Annotated in this window: 12 protein-coding genes and 2 pseudogenes; 4 read left to right on the forward strand and 10 right to left on the reverse strand. The window is 67.8% G+C overall.

Annotated elements, in window-relative coordinates; translation table 11 throughout:
* Positions 1 to 10 precede the first annotated feature (10 nt).
* Both U5798_RS20740 and U5798_RS20745 read right to left on the reverse strand, forming a co-directional pair.
* Complete coding sequence (locus U5798_RS20740; RefSeq protein WP_322083080.1) at positions 11 to 2,101, reverse strand: TonB-dependent siderophore receptor; 2,091 nt, start codon at positions 2,099 to 2,101, stop codon at positions 11 to 13.
* Between the two features lie 242 nt (positions 2,102 to 2,343).
* Positions 2,344 to 2,598 (reverse strand): annotated as a pseudogene (locus U5798_RS20745) (LysR substrate-binding domain-containing protein); the annotation flags it as partial.
* On the opposite strand from U5798_RS20745, the pseudogene U5798_RS20750 reads away from it, so the two are divergent.
* Together U5798_RS20750 and U5798_RS20755 are read left to right on the forward strand one after the other, a co-directional pair.
* Positions 2,565 to 2,993, forward strand: a pseudogene (locus tag U5798_RS20750) (iron-containing alcohol dehydrogenase); the annotation flags it as partial. The pseudogenes U5798_RS20745 and U5798_RS20750 overlap by 34 nt on opposite strands.
* Before the next feature lie 50 nt (positions 2,994 to 3,043).
* On the forward strand, positions 3,044 to 3,175 hold the full coding sequence (locus U5798_RS20755) for a hypothetical protein (RefSeq protein ID WP_260434929.1): 132 nt from the start codon (positions 3,044 to 3,046) through the stop codon (positions 3,173 to 3,175).
* A 12-nt stretch (positions 3,176 to 3,187) separates the two neighbouring features.
* On the opposite strand, the gene U5798_RS20760 is transcribed toward U5798_RS20755, so the two are convergent.
* The gene (locus U5798_RS20760) at positions 3,188 to 3,625 is read right to left on the reverse strand and encodes a nuclear transport factor 2 family protein (RefSeq protein WP_124453863.1); all 438 of its coding nucleotides are present in this window, start codon (positions 3,623 to 3,625) and stop codon (positions 3,188 to 3,190) included.
* Between the two features lie 46 nt (positions 3,626 to 3,671).
* Positions 3,672 to 5,696, reverse strand: a complete 2,025-nt coding sequence (locus tag U5798_RS20765) for an NADPH-dependent 2,4-dienoyl-CoA reductase (RefSeq protein WP_322083039.1) — start codon at positions 5,694 to 5,696, stop codon at positions 3,672 to 3,674.
* Positions 5,697 to 5,844: 148 nt separating this feature from the next.
* Between U5798_RS20765 and U5798_RS20770 the strand changes: the two genes are divergently transcribed.
* Complete coding sequence (locus tag U5798_RS20770; protein ID WP_124453868.1) at positions 5,845 to 6,381, forward strand: PadR family transcriptional regulator; 537 nt, start codon at positions 5,845 to 5,847, stop codon at positions 6,379 to 6,381.
* Between the two features lie 83 nt (positions 6,382 to 6,464).
* Here U5798_RS20770 and U5798_RS20775 read toward each other — a convergent pair whose 3' ends face one another.
* From U5798_RS20775 to wecB, 6 genes are all read right to left on the reverse strand, one after another.
* Positions 6,465 to 7,445, reverse strand: coding sequence for an NADPH:quinone oxidoreductase family protein (locus U5798_RS20775; protein WP_322083040.1), 981 nt, complete (start codon positions 7,443 to 7,445; stop codon positions 6,465 to 6,467).
* A 148-nt stretch (positions 7,446 to 7,593) separates the two neighbouring features.
* A complete protein-coding gene (locus U5798_RS20780) occupies positions 7,594 to 9,423 on the reverse strand; it encodes an acyl-CoA dehydrogenase (protein ID WP_322083041.1) in 1,830 nt (609 codons plus the stop codon).
* Between the two features lie 109 nt (positions 9,424 to 9,532).
* Positions 9,533 to 10,300, reverse strand: coding sequence for a class II aldolase/adducin family protein (locus U5798_RS20785; RefSeq protein WP_322083042.1), 768 nt, complete (start codon positions 10,298 to 10,300; stop codon positions 9,533 to 9,535).
* A gap of 71 nt (positions 10,301 to 10,371) precedes the next feature.
* Positions 10,372 to 12,696, reverse strand: a complete 2,325-nt coding sequence (locus U5798_RS20790; protein ID WP_322083043.1) for a xanthine dehydrogenase family protein molybdopterin-binding subunit — start codon at positions 12,694 to 12,696, stop codon at positions 10,372 to 10,374.
* Positions 12,693 to 13,154: a (2Fe-2S)-binding protein gene (locus U5798_RS20795; protein ID WP_322083044.1), complete on the reverse strand. Its 462-nt coding sequence runs from the start codon at positions 13,152 to 13,154 to the stop codon at positions 12,693 to 12,695. Before U5798_RS20795 ends, U5798_RS20790 begins: the two co-directional genes overlap by 4 nt.
* Before the next feature lie 591 nt (positions 13,155 to 13,745).
* A complete protein-coding gene (wecB, locus tag U5798_RS20800) occupies positions 13,746 to 14,963 on the reverse strand; it encodes a non-hydrolyzing UDP-N-acetylglucosamine 2-epimerase (protein WP_322083045.1) in 1,218 nt (405 codons plus the stop codon).
* A gap of 1,197 nt (positions 14,964 to 16,160) precedes the next feature.
* On the opposite strand from wecB, the gene U5798_RS20805 reads away from it, so the two are divergent.
* Positions 16,161 to 17,705 (forward strand): glycosyltransferase, encoded by a 1,545-nt coding sequence (locus U5798_RS20805; protein WP_322083081.1) that lies wholly within the window; start codon positions 16,161 to 16,163, stop codon positions 17,703 to 17,705.

Here is a 17,705-nt window from a genome sequence, read left to right on the forward strand (position 1 = left end):
TCGCGCCGCACTAGAAGCGCATCGTCGCGACGAGCTCCGCCGAGCGCGACGGGCCGAGCAGCCATTGCTCGCCGCCGTTCGACGTCGTCACCGCGTACGTGCGGTTCGCGAGATTGCGCAGATACAGCGCAAGCTCGGTGCGCGATGTCGACTGCCAGCGCAGCGACGCATCGAATACCGTGTACGACGGCACCTGCAGGCGGTTCGCATCGTCGCCGTAGGTCGCGCCGACGTAGCGCACGCCCGCATTCGCCTGCCAGCGCTCGGCGAACGCCCAGCCGAGCCACAGGTTCGCGGTCTGCTGCGGCACGTTGGACGGCACGTTGCCGGCCCGCGATACCGTCGCGCCGCCGGCAGCCTGGTTGAATTCGTCGTAGCGAGCGCGCAGCAGCGCGACGTTCGCATCGATCGTCCAGCCGTGCGGCAGCCGCGCACCGCCCGTCAGCTCGACGCCGCGTGACGATTGCCGGCCGACCTGCCGGCGCAGCGCCGGATTGAACGGATCGGTACTGAGCAGGTTGCGCTTCGTGATGTCGTACACGGCGAAGGTCCAGTACGCGCGGCCGTCGAGCAGCGTCTGCTTGAGTCCGGCCTCCCACTGCTCGCCGGTCGCGAGCCGGTAGTTCGCCTGCGACGCGGACAGCGTCACGAGCGAGCCGAGCCCCTCCGCACCCGTCGTGTACTGCGCGTACGCGCTAAAAGTCGGTGTGACTTCGAACACGAAGCCGGTGCGCCAGCCGACGTTCGCGAAGCGCTTGTCGAAGCCCGCGCCGGTCGCCGCCTGCTCGCGGCTGAAAGCGATGTGGTCGTAGCGCAGGCCGCTCACCCACGCGAGCCGCGGCAGCACTTCGAGCCGGTTCTCCGCGAACACCGCGGCCTGCCTTGCGCGCGTGCTGAACTGCGGCACCGTCGGGTCGGGGCTCGTGAATGTACCGGGATCGAAGCCGTGCGCGGGCACCGTCGATTCGCCGCCGTATGGCGAGTTGTTGGTGCCGCTGAACGTGATCTGGCTGAACTCCGTGCCGACGACGAAGCGGTTCGCACGGCCGAACAGCGTGCCGTCGAAGCGCGCGCTCAGCCGGTCGCCGATCTGCCGCTGGTGATGGCCGATGTCGAGATAGTCGCTGCGCGTGACCAGGCCCGTCGCCCGGTCGAGCGCGTACGACTCCGCATTGCGCCAGTGGCGGTTCGACGTCAGGTAGTAGAGCTGGTTGTCGATCGTCACGCCGGCCGCGGGCCGGTAGCTCGCCGACAGGCGCGTCCACTGGTCGTAATACGCCATCGTCGCGTCGCCGACGTTGTAGTTGAGCTTGCGCAGCGACGGATCGAGCACGCCGTTCGGTGCCGGCTCGCCGTAGTACGTGGCCGGCATCTGGCGGCCGTAGTCGTAGTCGAGCGTCAGCGTGAGCTGCGGGCTCACGTCGAATTTCAATGCGCCGCCGATGGCCGTCGTGTGCGCATCGGCCCGTTCGGCGAGGCCGTTCGCGCGCGCATCGCTTGCGTAGAAACGGTATGACGCCTGCGGGCCGAGTGCGCCCGTCGTATCGAACGCAAGGCGCTTCGCGCCGTCGGGGCCGACACCTGCCTGCAGCGTCGTCTCGCGCGTGCGCTGCGGCCGCTTCGGCACCACGTTCACGACGCCGCCGATCGCGCCTTCGCCGTACAGCACCGACGCGGGGCCGCGCAGCACCTCGATGCGCTCGACCGACCACGTATCGAACGGAAACGTGATCGTGCCGGCCGCCGGCATCAGCCGCACGCCGTCGAGCAGCGTCGTCACCGATTCCTGTCCGCTGAAACCGCGCACGCTCAAGGCGGTGCCACCGTTGCCCGGCGCCATCGCACTCGAAAAGCCGGCCGTGCGCGTGACCGCGTCGAGCACCGTGCGATCGCCGCGGGCCTCGATCGTGGCGGCCGTAACGGTTTCGACGCTCGCGGGTGTATCGAGGCTGGCCAGCCCGAGCCGCGAGCCCGTTTCGAGCGGCTGCGTCAGCGGATCCACCGGCGCGGATGACGCTGTGACCTTGATGGCCGGCAGCGCGTGCCGGTCGTCCGTCATGGGTACCGCGGCTTCGGCGGCCAGCGCGCCGGACGTGGCCATCGCGCAGCCGAGCAGCGCCGTGCAGCTGCGCGCCGCGCGTGCGCGCCAGGCGCCCGAGTTCCGGCGCGGCGCGGCATGGTGCCGCTCCCCGCGCGCCGGATGGTTTCCGGATTTCGTCACGTCGTATCGATCTTGGTTGGATGTCATCGCCGTGCGCCGGCGACGAAAACCTCAGATGATACAATATATCAACTTGATTCGTCAGGAATTCGTCAGCTTTCCGCCGCCGTACCGGCCTGCAATCAGCGGCCGATTTCCTTCCATTTGCGCGCGAGCCCGAGGCGTTCGAAACGCTCGATCGGGAACTCGGTGAAGACGCGGATCTTCGCCGGCCGGTGACGGCGGCTCTGGTACGCGATGTTGACGGTGAGCGCCGGCAGTTGCCAGCCGGTGAGCACCGGCTCCAGCTTCCCCGCGACGATGTCGTCATGGACGATGTAGAGCGGCTGGATCAGGATGCCGAGCGCGCGGCGACGCACTCTACGGCGCGTGGCTGTGCGGGATGGTACTCGGCAATGTCGGCATGGCGCTGCATCACAAGCTCTGTCACACGCTCGGCGGCAGCTTCAATCTGCCGCACGCGCCGACCCACACGGTCGTGCTGCCGCATGCGCTCGCGTACAACGCGGCGCATGCGCCGGACGCGATGCAGCGGATCGCCCGCGCGATCGGGACGAACGACGCCGCGCGCGGCGTCTACGCGCTGGCGCTCGACAACGGTGCGCCGGTCTCGTTGAAGGCGATCGGCATGCAGGAGGCCGATCTCGATCGCGCAGCCGATATCGCGGCGGCCAATCCTTACTGGAACCCGCGCCCGATCGAACGGGACGGCCTGCGCGCGCTGCTGCAGGATGCCTTCGACTGCAACCTGCCGGGCTCGAGCGCACGCTGAGCCGCACACACGGCAAACCAACGAATGAGCCCGTCAAGGAGGCATCCCGCATGAAACCGGAATCGAGCGCGCACACGATCTACAACCACGCGTCCGAGCGCACCGCGTTCGTGTGCGACTGGTTCGTCGAGCGGCTGGCGCGGGGCGTGACGACATGCGGCGGCGGAACGGCTACACGGTAGCCGCCGCCCCGCTCAGCCGCCGATCTTGAACGTCGGCAATTGCTGCCCGAGCCGCGCGCCCATTTCCGCGCCGAGCGCCTGCAGCGCGTTGAACGGCCGGATCATGACCTCGAACTCGACAATCAGCCCGTCGTCGTCGAAGCGGATCATGTCGATCCCTTTCAACGCCTTGCTGTCGACGGCTGCGCTGAACTCAAGCACGACGCCCTTGCCGTCGTCGGTGACGAACTGGCGGTGATACGTGAAATCCTGGAGGATCGTGATCACCGTGCGCAGCGCCAGCAACAGCGCGGGCGCCGGCCCGTACGGCTTGAACGCCATCGGCGAACGAAACACGGCGTCCGGGTGGACGATCGACTCCAGCGCGCCAAAGTCCTTGCTCGCAACCATCACGTGCCACGCATCGAGCGACTTCGCGACAGCGGGATGAACCTGCGTCGGTGCATTCATCTTCGTAGACTCCTGAAACATCGAACGGAAAGGAAACGAATCGGCCTCAAAGCGTCGCGGCCAGCGTCGTGCCCTGGTGAATCGCGCGCTTAGCATCGAGCTCGGCGGCTTCGCACGCGCCGCCTATCACGTGAACCTTGCATCCGGCCGCCTCCAGTTGCACGGCCAGCTCGCGCAACGGCTCCTGCCCCGCGCAGATGATCACGTTGTCCACCGGCAGCGTCTGTTCGACGCCGTCTATCGTCACGTGGAATCCTTCGTCATCGATGCGCCGGTACGTCACCGCCGACGACATCCCGACGCCGCGCGCCTTCAGCCCCGTGCGGTGAATCCAGCCGGTGGTCTTGCCGAGCCCGTCGCCGACCTTCGACGTCTTGCGCTGCAGCAGATGGACGTGGCGCGCCGCCGGTTCGGGCCGGGCACGGCCGACACCGCCGGCATTCGCATAGGTCCGGTCGACACCCCACTCGGCGAAGAACCGATCCGCGGCGACGTGCTCGCCGTCGCCTCGATGCACGAGATATTCCGCGACGTCGAAACCGATGCCGCCGGCACCGACGATCGCCACGTTGCGGCCCACGGCCTTGCCGTCGCGCAGCACGTCGAGATAGCCGAGCGCCTTCGGATGCCCGATGCCGTCGATCGGCGGCGTGCGCGGCACGATGCCCGTCGCGATCACCACTTCGTCGAATTCGCCCTGCAGCAGCATCTCGGCGGTCGCACGCGTATCGACGTGCAGCGTCACGCCGCGCAGCTCGATCTGCCGGCGGAAATAGCGCAGCGTCTCGTTGAACTCTTCCTTGCCTGGCACCTTCTTCGCGAGATTGAACTGGCCGCCGATCTCGGCAGCGGCTTCGTACAGCGTCACCGCATGACCGCGTTCGGCCGCCGTGACCGCGAAGCCGAGGCCCGCGGGCCCCGCGCCAACCACCGCGATGCGCTTGCGCTGCTGCGCGGGGCGGATCACGAGCTCGGTTTCATGGCAGGCGCGCGGATTCACGAGACAGGACGTGATCCTGCCGCTGAACGTATGGTCGAGGCACGCCTGGTTGCAGCCGATGCACGTGTTGATTTCGTCCGCGCGCCCTTCCCGCGCCTTGCGCACGAACGCCGCATCGGCGAGGAACGGCCGTGCCATCGACACCATGTCGCAATAGCCGTCGGCGAGCAGCTGCTCGGCCACTTCCGGCGTGTTGATCCGGTTGGTCGCGACGAGCGGGATCCCGACCTTGCCCATCAGCTGCCGCGTCACCCACGCATACGCGGCGCGCGGCACCTTGGTCGCGATGGTCGGAATGCGTGCCTCGTGCCAGCCGATGCCGGTGTTGATGATCGTCGCGCCGGCCGCCTCGATCGCCTGCGCGAGGCGGATTACTTCGTCCAGCGTCGAGCCGCCTTCGACGAGATCGAGCATCGACAGCCGGTAGATGACGATGAAGTGCGTGCCGACGCGCTCGCGCACGCGCCGCACGATCTCGACCGCGAAGCGGATGCGGTTCTCGTACGCGCCGCCCCACGCGTCGTCGCGATGATTCGTGCGTGCGGCGATGAATTCGTTGATCAGGTATCCTTCGGACCCCATGATCTCGACGCCGTCGTAGCCCGCGTGCTGCGCGAGCGCCGCGCAACGCACGAAATCGGCGATCGTCTCGTCGACTTCGTCGCTGCTCAACGCATGCGGCGTGAACGGGTTGATCGGCGCCTTCAGCGCGCTGGGCGCCGCCAGCGCCGGGTGATACGCGTAGCGTCCGAAATGCAGGATCTGCAGCGCGATCTTGCCGCCTTCCGCCTGCACCGCGCGCGTCACGACGCGATGGCGTTCGGCTTCCGCCTCGGTCGTCAGCAGCGCGCCGCCGGGTGCCGGGCGGCCGCGCTCGTTCGGCGCGAATCCGCCCGTGACGATCAGGCCGGCCTCGCCTCGCGCGCGCTCCGCGTAGAACGCCGCCATCCGCTCGAAGCCGTTCGGCGCTTCCTCGAGGCCGACGTGCATCGATCCCATCAACACGCGGTTCCTGAGCGACGTGAAGCCCAGGTCGAGCGGCGTCGTCAAATGCGGATAGCGGGATGTCATCGGTGTCTCCATTTTTATGCAACAAGTTGCACAGATGGTAGTTCACCGATCCCGTTTATGCAACATGTTGCATAAACGAGGCCATCGGCTTGTACTGTGGCCCCGATATGGCAAGATGCGATTCATTCGCGCCCTCCTCCGATCCGACATGTCCCTGCCTCACGCACTCCTCACCGCGCTTGCCGAACGCCCCGGTTCGGGGTCCGAACTCGCCGATCGCTTCGATCGCTCGATCGGCTATTTCTGGCAAGCGACGCATCAGCAGATCTATCGCGAGCTGGGGCGCCTCGAGGAAACGGGCTGGATCGAATCGCTGCCCGCCGAATCGGGGCGTGGCCGCAAGCGCGCGTACCGGATCCTGCCGGCCGGCAAGAAGGAACTGCGCCGCTGGATCGCCGAACAGGAAGATCCGACGCCGCTGCGCGAAGCGTTGATGGTGCGCCTGCGTGCCGAGGCGGTGCTCGGCCCGTCCGGCCTCGAGGACGAAATCAGGCGGCGCATCGCGCTTCACCAGGAAAAGCTCGACCTGTATCTGAAGATCGAGGCGCGCGATTTTGCGGAAGGTGCCGACTCGCGCGCGAAACGCCTGCAGCACCTGGTGCTGCAGGCCGGCATCGCGAACGAGCGGTTCTGGGTGGAGTTTTCGCAGGACGCGCTCGACACGCTGCGCCTGCCGAAGGATTGACGCGCTGACGAGGCGCGCGCGGCGTTCATCTCGTCGCGCGGCGGCAGCGCGGCGCGGGTTGAAGCGCCGCGCGGCAAACCGGATCACGCGTCCGGAAAAATGACCACCTTGCCCTTCACCTGCCGGTTCGCCATCCGCGCGATCGCGTCGGCCGCGCCGGCCAGCGACACGCGCTCGGTGATCGCCGGCCGCACCTTGCCGGCCGCGAACCATTCGGCGAGCAGCCGCATGTTCGCGGCATGCTGCGCCGGGTCGCGGCGCACCGCGTCGCCCCAGAACACGCCGAGAATGTCGCGCTCCTTGAGCAGCGCGAGGTTCAGCGCGATCTTCGGAATCTCGCCGGCCGCGAAACCGACTACGAGAAACCGGCCGCGCCACGCCGTTGCGCGCAGCGCCGCCTCGCTGTATGCGCCGCCCACGGGATCGTAGACGACATCGGCACCGCGCCCGCCGGTCAGCTCGTCCACGCGGCGGCGCAGGTCGTCGGTCGCATAGTCGATCGTCTCGTCGGCGCCCGCCTCGCGGCACAGTGCGAGCTTGTCCGCGCTCGACGCGGCCGCGATCACGCGCGCGCCGAGCGCCTTCGCGATCTCGATCGCGGCGATCCCGACCCCGCCCGCCGCGCCCAGCACGAGCAGCGTCTCGCCCGCCTGCAGCCGTGCACGCTGCTGCAACGCGTGCAGCGACGTGCCGTAGGCGAGCACGAGCGCCGCGCCCTGCTCGAACGACATCCCCGGCGGCAGCGCGGCGACCTGGTGCACGTCGGCCACGCACTGTTGCGCGAACCCGCCGTGCCCGGTGAACGCGACCACGGAATCGCCCGGCCGCCACGCGGTCACGCCGTCGCCGACCGCGTCGATCACGCCGGCGAATTCGGCGCCCGGCGAGAACGGCAGCGCCGGCTTCACCTGATACAACCCCTGGACGATCAGCGCGTCGGGGAAATTGAGCGACGCGGCCTTCACATGGATCCGCACCTGGCCGGCGGCCGGTTCGGGAATCGCGACGTCCTCGATGCGCAAACTGTCGATCGGGCCGAATGCGGTACACAACAGGGCTTTCATGCGCTTCTCTCTCCTTGCGCGGCGCGGCCGCGCATCGGTGCGGTCGGCGGGATGCCCCCGCCCGGCCGGTTCACGACGAGTACGCGACGGCCGGCGGCGCCGGCACCCGCGATATCGTCTGCATTCCGGAATGTCGGTGACGCAACGTTCAGAACCACGCGTCGTGCATGTCGAGCGTCGTCGTGTCGACGCTCGACAGCAGGTCGAGCTGCGCATCCACCTTCGGCAATTCCCAGCGGAAGAAGTACCGGGCTGCCGCACGCTTGCCGTCGTGGAAATCGCCGTCATGCCCGTGCGCGGCGAGCGTCACGTCGAGCCACAGCCATGCGACGACGAGATGGCCGAACGCTTCGAGATAGACGCTCGCGTTCGCCAGCCGCTTCTGCTGGTCGCCGATCGCGCCCAACTGCTGCGTGACGTCGCGCAGCCGCGCCCAGCGCCGTGCCAATGCATCGGCCTGCTCGCGCGTACCGGCATCCAGCGCCCGCGCACGTTCGACCGTCGTGCCGACCCGTGCGTCGAGCGCACGCAGCAGTGCGCCGTCGTCCTGCGCGACCTTGCGGCCCAGCAGGTCGAGCGCCTGGATCCCGTGCGTGCCTTCGTGAATCGGATTCAGGCGATTGTCGCGGTAGAGCCGCTCGACCGCGTAGTCGCGCGTGTAGCCGTAGCCGCCGTGCACCTGGATCGCGAGGTCGTTGGCGACGAGACACCACTGCGACGGCCAGCTCTTCGCGATCGGCGTGAGGATATCGAGCAGGCGCACGGCATGCACGCGTACTGCCTCGTCGTCATGCGCGCGTGCTTCGTCGACCAGCTTCGCGCAGTACAGGATCAACGCGAGACCGCCTTCGACATAGGCCTTCTGCGCGAGCAGCATGCGCCGCACGTCCGGATGTTCGACGATCGGCGCCTGCGGCGCGGCCGCATCCTTGCCGGCAGGCCCGAGCGGACGCCCCTGCGGCCGGTTGCGCGCATAGTCGAGCGCGTGCAGATAGCCGGTGTAGCCGAGCGCCACCGCGCCCGCGCCGACGCCGATGCGCGCCTCGTTCATCATGTGGAACATGTACGCGAGACCATGATTCGGCTTGCCGACCAGATAGCCGATCGCGCCCGCGCGCCCTTCCGGACGATAGCGCGTGCCTTCGCCGAAATTCAGCAGGCAGTTGGTCGTGCCGCGATAGCCCATCTTGTGGTTCAGCCCGGCGAGCACGACGTCGTTGTGTTCACCCTGCACGCTGCCGTCGGCGCCCGTCAGGAACTTCGGCACGATGAACAGCGAGATGCCGCGCGTGCCGGGTTGCAGCCGGCCGTGTTCGTCGGGAATCTTCGCGAGCACGAGGTGGACGATGTTCTCCGCCAGCTCGTGCTCGCCGCCGGAAATCCACATCTTGTTGCCGGTCAGCCGGTAGCGCGGGCCGAGCGGCGAGTCGCCCTCGAAATCCGCGCGCGTCGCGATGTCGGACAGCGACGAGCCGGCTTGCGGTTCGGACAGGCACATCGTGCCGAGGAAGCGCCCTTCCAGCTCCGGGCGCGCGAACGCGTCGATCTGCGCGGGGCTGCCGTGCGCGACGAGCAGGTTCGCGTTGGCGACGGTCAGGAACGGATAGGCGGCCGTCGCGATGTTCGCGGCCTGGAAGAACAGGAACGACGCGGCTTCGACCAGCTTCGGCAACCGCATGCCGCCGAGCGCCTCGTCATGGCCTGCAGCGATCAGCCCGGCGTCCGCGAACGCGCGCACGGCCGGTTCGACTTCGGGGATCAGCGTCACGCGCTCGCCGTCGAAATGCGGTTCCTCGCGATCGCCGCGCGCCGCATGCGGCGCGAACAGATCGCCGGCAATCCGCTCGCTGGTATCGAGCACCGCGTCGAAGGTCTCGCGACTGTGCTCCGCGTAGCGCGGCAGCGCGACGAGCGCTTCCGCGTCGAGCCAGTCATACAGCAGGAACGCGAGATCGCGTCGCGACATCAACAGGCTCATCGTGCTGCCTCCCGGGGTGCCGGCTTTGTCAGCCGAATGAAGGGTTCCGTGACTGCAAGTGCTGGCAGGAATTTAGCACGGTCGTTCGCAAACGACAACGACGGCCGAGCTAGTCCGCGTACCCGGGATTGCGTCGATCGAGCCGGCGCAGCAAGCCGGGCCAGACGAGCGCGCCGGCGCCCATCCCGCGCGTGACCGCGGCGATCTGCTGCTTGATGCCGTCGAGAATCGGTTGCGCGATCGGCAGCAGCGCCGAGCCGCCGGCCTGCGCGCGGACCTGAATCATGCAGGCCGCCTCGAAGAAGTACATCGCGACGAACGCGTCGGCCGGCGTCGCGCCGACCGTCAACAGCCCGTGATTGCGCAGCATCAGGTTCGTGTTGCTGCCGAGGTCGTGCACGAGGCGCGCCTTCTCGCCCTCGTTGAGCGCGATGCCTTCGTAGTCGTGATACCCGAGCGACGCCAGCACGCCGAGCGACTGCTGCGACAGCGGCAGCAAGCCCGCTTCCTGCGCCGACACAGCAACGCCGTTGATCGAATGCGTGTGCATCACGCACAGCGCGTCGTCGCGGGCCGCATGCACCGCGCTGTGAATCGTGAAGCCCGCCGGGTTGATCTCGTACGGCGATTCGGACACCTTGCGTCCGTCGAGATCGATCTTGACCAGCGACGACGCCGTGATCTCGTCGAACATCATCCCGTACGGGTTGATCAGGAAATGGTGTTCCGGGCCCGGCACGCGCGCCGAGATATGGGTGAACACGAGATCGTCCCAGCCGAACAGCGCCGTAAGACGATAGGCCGCCGCGAGGTTGACTCGCGCCTCCCACTCGGCGGGAGAAACCGCCTGCTGCACACTGAGATCGGATGAGGCCACGTCACACTCCTTGTTCAGGGGTTGATGCGGACCGGGCCGCACGATGCGGACCGGCGCGGGGGCATTGTGCGTCAACTTGCGTGCAGCTTCGCCAGCTGATCGGCGACCGGCAGGCTGCGGATGCGCGTGCCGGTCGCCGCGAAGATCGCATTGGTCAGCGCCGGCGCGACGGGCGGCAGGCCCGGCTCGCCGACGCCGCCGAGCGGCACCGTGAAGTCGTCGGGCGCGACGAGATGCACGCGGATTTCGCGCGGGGCCTCGTTCATTCTCAGCACCTGGAAACCGTTGAAATTGCTCTGTTCCGGATGACCGTCCTTGAACGTGATCTCGCCGTGCAGCGCGATACCGAGCCCCATCACCACCGCGCCCTCGAGCTGCGAGCGTACACGCTCCGGATTGACCTGCGGCCCGCAGTCGATCGCAATGTCGACGCGCGGCACCGCGATCTTGCCATCCTCGCCGACCTGCACCTCGCATACGGCCGCCGTGTACGACACGAAGCTGCGATGCGCGGCGATCCCGAGCCCCCGCCCTTTTGGCAGCTTGCGCCCCCAGCCGGCTTCGCGCGCGACCGTCTCGACCACGCGCCGCAGCCGTCCCGTATCGACCGGATACAGCGCGGGATCCTCGCCGTAATTCACGTTCTTCACCGTGATGTGCGGCTCGAAACGCCGCGCGGGCCCGATCAGTTCGAGCAGGAAATCCTTCGGGTCGCGGCCGGCCGCGTGCGCGAGCTCCGACACGAAGCTCTGGATGCCGAACGCATGCGGGATGTTGTAGACCGAGCGGAACCAGCCGATCCGCGTGTGCCCTTCGGCAGCCGGATTCTCGATCCGCACGTTCGGGATCGAGAACGGCAGGTCCGCGATCCCTTGCGCGAGTTCGCCCGGCTGCTCGTGCACGATGCCCGGCCTGAAGGTCGACTGGATCGACGGCGCGACCGTGCGATGCCGCCACGCGACGACCTTCCCCGATGCATCGATCCCGCCGTCGAACGCTTCGAGCGACACCGCATGGAAATAGTCGTGCGCGATGTCGTCCTCGCGCGTGAACGTCAGCTTCACGGGCGCGCCGACCGCCCTCGACAGCAGCGCGGCTTCCACCACGTAATCGGGCTTCGACTTGCGGCCGAATCCGCCGCCGAGCAACGTCACGTTGACCGTCACGCGCTCGGTCGGCAACGCGAGCGCCTTCGCGATCTCGTCGCGCGTGGTCTGCGGCGCCTGCGTGCAGGTCCATACTTCGCAGCGGCCGTCGGCGACGCGCGCGACGGCCGCGGGCGGCTCCATCGTCGCGTGCGCGAGATGCGGAATGTAGTACGTCGCGCGCACGCGTTTCGCGGCGCCCGCGAGCGCCGCAGCTGCATCGCCGTCGTTGCGGATCACGTCGCCCGGTTGCGCGGCGGCCGCTTCGAGCGTCTTGCGGTACTCGGCCGAGTCGTAGCCCGCGTTGGGCCCGTGCTGCCAGTCGATCTTCAGCTGCGCGCGCGCCTGGATGGCCGTCCACGTGTCGCGCGCGACAACGGCCACGCCGCCCAGCGGCTGGAAGCCGGACGGCAACGGCGCCGACGCGAGCTGCACGACCTTGACGACGCCCGGCAGCTTCTCGGCCGCCGATGCATCGTATGACGCGACCGTGTCGCCGTAGGCCGGCGGTCGCGCAACGACCGCATACAGCATGCCGTCGAGCCGCGTGTCGATCCCGTAGTGCGCACGGCCGCCGACGATGTCGCGCCCGTCGATCAGCGCGGTCTTGCCCTTGCCGATATAGCGGAACTCCGCCGGTGCCTTCAATGCGAGTGTCTTCGTATCGGGCACCGGCAACGCGGCCGCTTTCGCCGCGAGCTCGCCGAAGCCGAGCTTGCGCCCGCTCTTCGTGTCGACGATCTCGTGCACGGTCGCCTTGACCTGACCCACGTCGACGCCCCACGCGGCGGCGGCAGCCTGCTCGAGCATCGTGCGCGCAGCCGCGCCCGCGCGGCGCAATGCGGCGAAACTCTGGCGCAGGCTGCGCGAGCCGTCGGTGTTCTGGTTGCCGTAGCGCGGCTCGTCGCCGACGGCCTGCGCGACCTTCACGCGTGCCCAGTCCGCGCCCAGTTCGTCGGCGACCACGAGCGCGACGCTCGTGCGCACGCCCTGCCCCATCTCGGAGCGGATGCAGGTCACGGTCACGGTGCCGTCCGGTGCGATCGCAACGAACAGGCGAGGATCGTCTCGCAACCCGTGCGGCATCCCGGCACCGCCGTACTGCGGATTCGCGCTGACGGGCGGCTGCACCGGCGTGGCTGCATGCACGAGCGACGGCACGCCGAATGCGAGCAGCAGCCCGCCGGACGCGAAGCCCAGCAGCAGCGCGCGACGGCTTTCGTTGTGGACGGAGAGTTCGGGCGCACTCATGCGGCACCTCCGCGGCGCACGGCCAGCCGGATCGCCGCGCGAATGCGCGTGTAGGTGCCGCAGCGGCAGATGTTGCCGGACATCGCATCGTCGATGTCGGCGTCGGTCGGACGGGGATTCGTCTTCAGCAGCGACGCGGCCTGCATGATCTGCCCGGACTGGCAGTAGCCGCATTGCGCGACGTTCAGTTCCTGCCACGCCTGCTGCAGCGGATGGGTCAGGTCGGTCGACAGTCCCTCGATCGTCGTCACGCGTTTGCCGGAAGCCGCCGCAACGGGCGTGATGCACGACCGGATCGCGACGCCGTCGAGGTGCACGGTACATGCGCCGCACAGCGCCATGCCGCAGCCGAACTTGGTGCCGGTATGGCCGAGGATGTCGCGCAGATACCAGAGCAACGGCATGTCGGGATTGCCGTCGAAGTGCTGCTCGCTACCGTTGATGGTCAGCGTGATCATCGTTCACCTCCTGGTCGAGGCGCCCGCGTCGCACCACGGGTGCCGTGTGGGGATTCGAACGGTGCCGGCCCGGCACCGCCTGGTGGACTGCTTCGCCGGTAGAACCGGCGGTCGATGTGATTACGGATGCTGCGGACCGCCGAGGGCTGCCGCGCGTACGACTCCGCTCGAAGGCGGGCGCCTGCGGGTCCCGATTCTGCCCCACGCAAACCGTCACGCCGGCAACGCGAACCTGTCCTGGCTGCCAGAAACGGCGCGCCCGATCGTCGTCACCCGCGCGCGACGTTCCGCCCGAACGGCGTCGATATTGCCCGGGCGGGCGGATTCGTATGGGGATTGGGCCGAGTTCCGACTTTAACCGAAGTGCGACGGTTTTGCGCCGGCGCGCCCGATGCAGCGCTTCGCGCGCGTCGATCGCTTCCGCTATCCGACGAGCATCACCGGCTTGCCCGGGAACTGGCGCGTTTTGAACCCGGCGAGAAGATTCGCTCCGGGTCGCACAAATGCAAGGATCCGGCGGGCCTGGCGGCCGGACCGGATCCTTGTGCGACTGCGGCGAACGATACGGAAGACGCTATCGCGTGCTCCCGCTCATGGCGAGCGCAACGCCTGCAGCCCCAGCGTGAGCGCGTTGAACGGCATCTCAGCGGCTCCCAGCGAAAAACTCGTCGTCTTCGTCGTCACGCCCGGCGTGCGCATCAGCGCGTGAACGATCCGCTCGCTCGCGTGACCGTCGCCATACGGATTGCTCGCGCGCGACATTTCCTCGTAGGCACTCTCGCTGTCGAACAAGCGCGATGCCTCCCAGATGATCCGTTCCTGATCGGTGCCGACGAGCCGTGCGGTGCCCGCCTGGATCGCTTCGGGCCGCTCGGTCGTCTCGCGCGTGACGAGCACCGGCTTGCCGAGCGCCGGCCCTTCTTCCTGGATGCCGCCCGAATCGGTGATGATGAAGTGCGCGCGGGACATCAGGAATACGAACGACAGGTATTCCTGCGGCTCGATCAGGTAGATGTTCGGCACACCGCCGAGCCGCGCACGCGCCGGTTCACGCACGTTCGGGTTCAGGTGCAGCGGATAGACGAACTGCGCGTCGCGATAGCGGCCCGCGAGCGTACAGAGCGCTTCGCAGAATTGCTTGAACGGTTCGCCGAAACTCTCGCGGCGATGGCCGGTGATCAGCACGACGCGCCGCGACGGCTCGAGAAACGGAAAATACGCGGCGATCTTGTCCGACAGCGTGGACGTGCGGTCCAGCATGCGCTTGACCTCGTGCAACGCATCGATCACGGTATTGCCGGTCAGCGAGACGCCGCTACCCGGCACGCCCTCGCTGAGCAGGTTGTCACGCGCCTGCCCGGTCGGCGCAAAATGCCACGACGACACCGCGTCGGTCACGCGGCGATTCAGTTCCTCCGGCCACGGCGACCAGATGTCGCCGCTGCGCAGCCCGGCCTCCACGTGCCCGACCGGCAGATAGCGGTAGAACGCCGCGAGGCTGACCGCGAGCGTGGTCGTCGTATCGCCGTGCACCAGCACGACGTCCGGACGCAGGTCGTCGAAGACCATGCCGATCGATTGAAGAATACCGGTCGTCACGTCGGTCAGCGTCTGGCCTTGCCGCATCAGATTGAGATCGTAGTCGGGCTTGATGTCGAACAGCGTCAGCACCTGGTCGAGCATTTCACGATGCTGCGCGGTCACGCACACCCGGGCGTCGACATCTGCCTGCGCCTTCAGCGCGCGCACCAGCGGTGCCATCTTGATGGCCTCCGGCCGAGTCCCGAACACAAGCAAAATCTTCTTCATCGTTATCCTCGTTTAGCCACTTCGCGCGGAAGACCCCGCACGTGGCGCGAAGCATGTATCCAGGCGGCGCTTCCCGTACTCGCACGCGGTCGGCACGCGGCGGTGCCGAGGGGCGAGCGCGCCGTCTTGTCCGTGCGGTCCCGGCCGCGCGAATCGTCGTACTACCGGCGTCCCGTTGCACTGATCAGTCACGTCATGAGTCGTTCCTCGCTGTGTCGGGCGTCACGGCTGTCCGTCACGCCGCTTCCACACCAGCAATATTCAAACCAGCCGCACTGCGGCCGAGTCCGGTTCGCGCGACGCGCACCGCACACGCGCGGTGCGTGATGGAATGTTTCACAACTGCTACGGGACGTCCCGTCTACGGATAGGCACGACAGCGATAAACAGCTGCCCGACCGCGCGATCCGTCTGACGACGTCGTCCGATGAATCGCGAATGCATGTCGGACACCCATTGCGCATCGAACCGTCTGCATCTTTCGAAAAGCTTTACGTCGTCTCGATTCGGCACTTTTGTCTGTGCAGCGCCCGGCGTGCACGCGGCCGCCGACCAAGGTCGCGTGCGCACGATTTACCGGACATGCAGTGTCGCTTGCGTCGCACGAATGGACGCGCGGGAAACGTTGCGAATGTGTAACGCGGACCCGGCGCAGGCAGATACATCAGAGTCCGGTCCATTCTGTACGGACGACGGCGATCGCCGTTTCGATCTCCGGGGCAACGCGCGCGCGTCGAACAATGCACGACGGTGCCTCTCGCGAAGCCTCCTCGAGCAAGGAGGATGCGACTCGTCAAGCAAACCGCCTGCCGTGCGACGTACTCGGGATGGGCTGCAGACGACCTGGGGCCGACCGGCATGTGCCTATGCTGATACGTCAGTGAATCAAAACACGTCGCCGCGACCGCGACTATGCGCGCACCTCGCGCCCGGCCCCTTGCTGCACGGGGCATCGCGACCCATGGCTCACGCCTTGCTTAATGTCGGACAGGTGCGTCCCGATGCACTTGCACGGCAGCAGCAGACAGACGGGGACGCCAAAGCAACGAAGCCGGGAGGCGACGCGACGCGTCCGCCGGGGCGAACGACATCCGCCCTCGCGCGACGAACATGCGGCCGCGTCCCATCGACATCCGCGCGATCCACGGGCGCCTTCAGCTCTCATCGGTCGTCGTCGCGGACACCGGGGACCAGGACATGAAGAAAGCGCGGATGGCGTCGCTCTGTGAGCAAGGCATTCTGCTGCTGATCCTGCTTGCCTTCTCGCTGACCGTGCGCGACACCGCATCGCAGGCGATCGCCGAACCGGCGCGGATCACCCTGCCTGCCGCAAACGCCGCAGTCGCCGTCGAGCGCCCGGCCCTCGACAGCGCGCCGTTCGCGATCGCCGTACCGGTGTCGAACGATGCGGACATGTCGATCGAGCCGCCGCCCGCCGGCGCGCCGCGTTCCACGTTCGACCGCGACCTGCTGCTGATGCCCTGCGTCGGGTACCTGTGGCTGTTCATGCTGTTGACGTGCGTCTACGCCGGACGGCATTACGTGTTCAGCCTCGATCGCCTGTTCAAGCCGCAATGCGCGCCCTACCGGACGATCACCCACGGCGAATGGCCGCGGCTCACGGTGTTCGTCGCCGCCCACAACGAAGAAGCCGTCGTCGTCGATTGCCTGATGGCACTGCTGGCGACGACCTACCCGCGCGACAGGCTGACGATCATTCCGGTCAACGACCGCTCGACCGACAACACCCGCACGCTGATCGACCAGGTTCATGCACTCGCGCCTGACCTCATCCAGCCGTTTCACCGCGAGACCGGCAAGCCGGGCAAGGCGGCCGCGCTGAAGGATGCGCTGCGCTTCATCCGCGGCGACATCATGGTGGTGTTCGACGCCGACTACCTGCCGCGCCCGGGGCTGCTGAAGGAACTCGTCGCACCGTTCTTCGATCCGGAAGTCGGCGCGGTGATGGGCCGCGTCGTGCCGCAGAACGCCGACAGCAACCTGCTCGCGCGGCTGCTCGACCTCGAGCGCGCAGGCGGCTACCAGGTCAACCAGCAAGCCCGCAACAACCTCAACCTGGTGCCGCAATACGGCGGCACGGTCGGTGGTATCCGCAAGAGCGCGCTCGACGCGGTGGGCGGCTGGCGCGACGACACGCTCGCCGAGGACACCGACATGACCTATCGCCTGCTGCTGAGCGACTGGCGCACGGTCTACCTGAATCACGCCGAATGCTATGAGGAAGTGCCGGAACGCTGGGCCGTGCGGGCCCGGCAATTGACGCGCTGGGCGAAAGGCCACAACCAGACGCTGCTGCGCTATCTGCTCCCGGTGCTGCGCAATCCGCTGATCTCGCGGCGCTGCCGTCTCGACGGCGCGCTGCTGCTCGGCGTGTTCGTGATGCCCGCGCTCCTCGCCGTCGCATGGAGCGCGGCGCTCGCGCTCTACCTGTTCAACGGCGTCAACTCGACCGCGCTCGGCCTGATCGTGTCGCTGTTCGCGCTGTTTTCGTTCAGCACCTTCGGCAACTTCGGCGTGTTCTTCGAGATCGTCGTCGCGGCCCGGCTCGACGGCCGCGCGACGCGGCTGCGGCTCGTGCCGGTCAACGTCGTCGGCTTTTGCGTGACGATCGCGGCCGTCGTCTCCGCGCTATGGGGGCTCACGCTCGACGCCGCATTCCGCCGCGAACTGAAATGGGACAAGACCGAGCGTTTTCGCCGGCAACTGAAACCGGAGCGATGA

The organism is Burkholderia sp. BCC1972, assembly GCF_905339605.1.
In the GTDB taxonomy this organism is placed as follows: domain Bacteria; phylum Pseudomonadota; class Gammaproteobacteria; order Burkholderiales; family Burkholderiaceae; genus Burkholderia.

Coding starts and splice junctions, on each gene's coding strand:
- U5798_RS20740 (WP_322083080.1), bottom strand. CDS start 2,101: ATGGCCACGTCCGGCGCGCTGGCCGCCGAAGCCGCGGTACCCATGACG.
- U5798_RS20755 (WP_260434929.1), top strand. CDS start 3,044: ATGAAACCGGAATCGAGCGCGCACACGATCTACAACCACGCGTCCGAG.
- U5798_RS20760 (WP_124453863.1), bottom strand. CDS start 3,625: ATGAATGCACCGACGCAGGTTCATCCCGCTGTCGCGAAGTCGCTCGAT.
- U5798_RS20765 (WP_322083039.1), bottom strand. CDS start 5,696: ATGACATCCCGCTATCCGCATTTGACGACGCCGCTCGACCTGGGCTTC.
- U5798_RS20770 (WP_124453868.1), top strand. CDS start 5,845: ATGTCCCTGCCTCACGCACTCCTCACCGCGCTTGCCGAACGCCCCGGT.
- U5798_RS20775 (WP_322083040.1), bottom strand. CDS start 7,445: ATGAAAGCCCTGTTGTGTACCGCATTCGGCCCGATCGACAGTTTGCGC.
- U5798_RS20780 (WP_322083041.1), bottom strand. CDS start 9,423: ATGAGCCTGTTGATGTCGCGACGCGATCTCGCGTTCCTGCTGTATGAC.
- U5798_RS20790 (WP_322083043.1), bottom strand. CDS start 12,696: ATGAGTGCGCCCGAACTCTCCGTCCACAACGAAAGCCGTCGCGCGCTG.
- U5798_RS20795 (WP_322083044.1), bottom strand. CDS start 13,154: ATGATCACGCTGACCATCAACGGTAGCGAGCAGCACTTCGACGGCAAT.
- wecB (WP_322083045.1), bottom strand. CDS start 14,963: ATGAAGAAGATTTTGCTTGTGTTCGGGACTCGGCCGGAGGCCATCAAG.
- U5798_RS20805 (WP_322083081.1), top strand. CDS start 16,161: ATGAAGAAAGCGCGGATGGCGTCGCTCTGTGAGCAAGGCATTCTGCTG.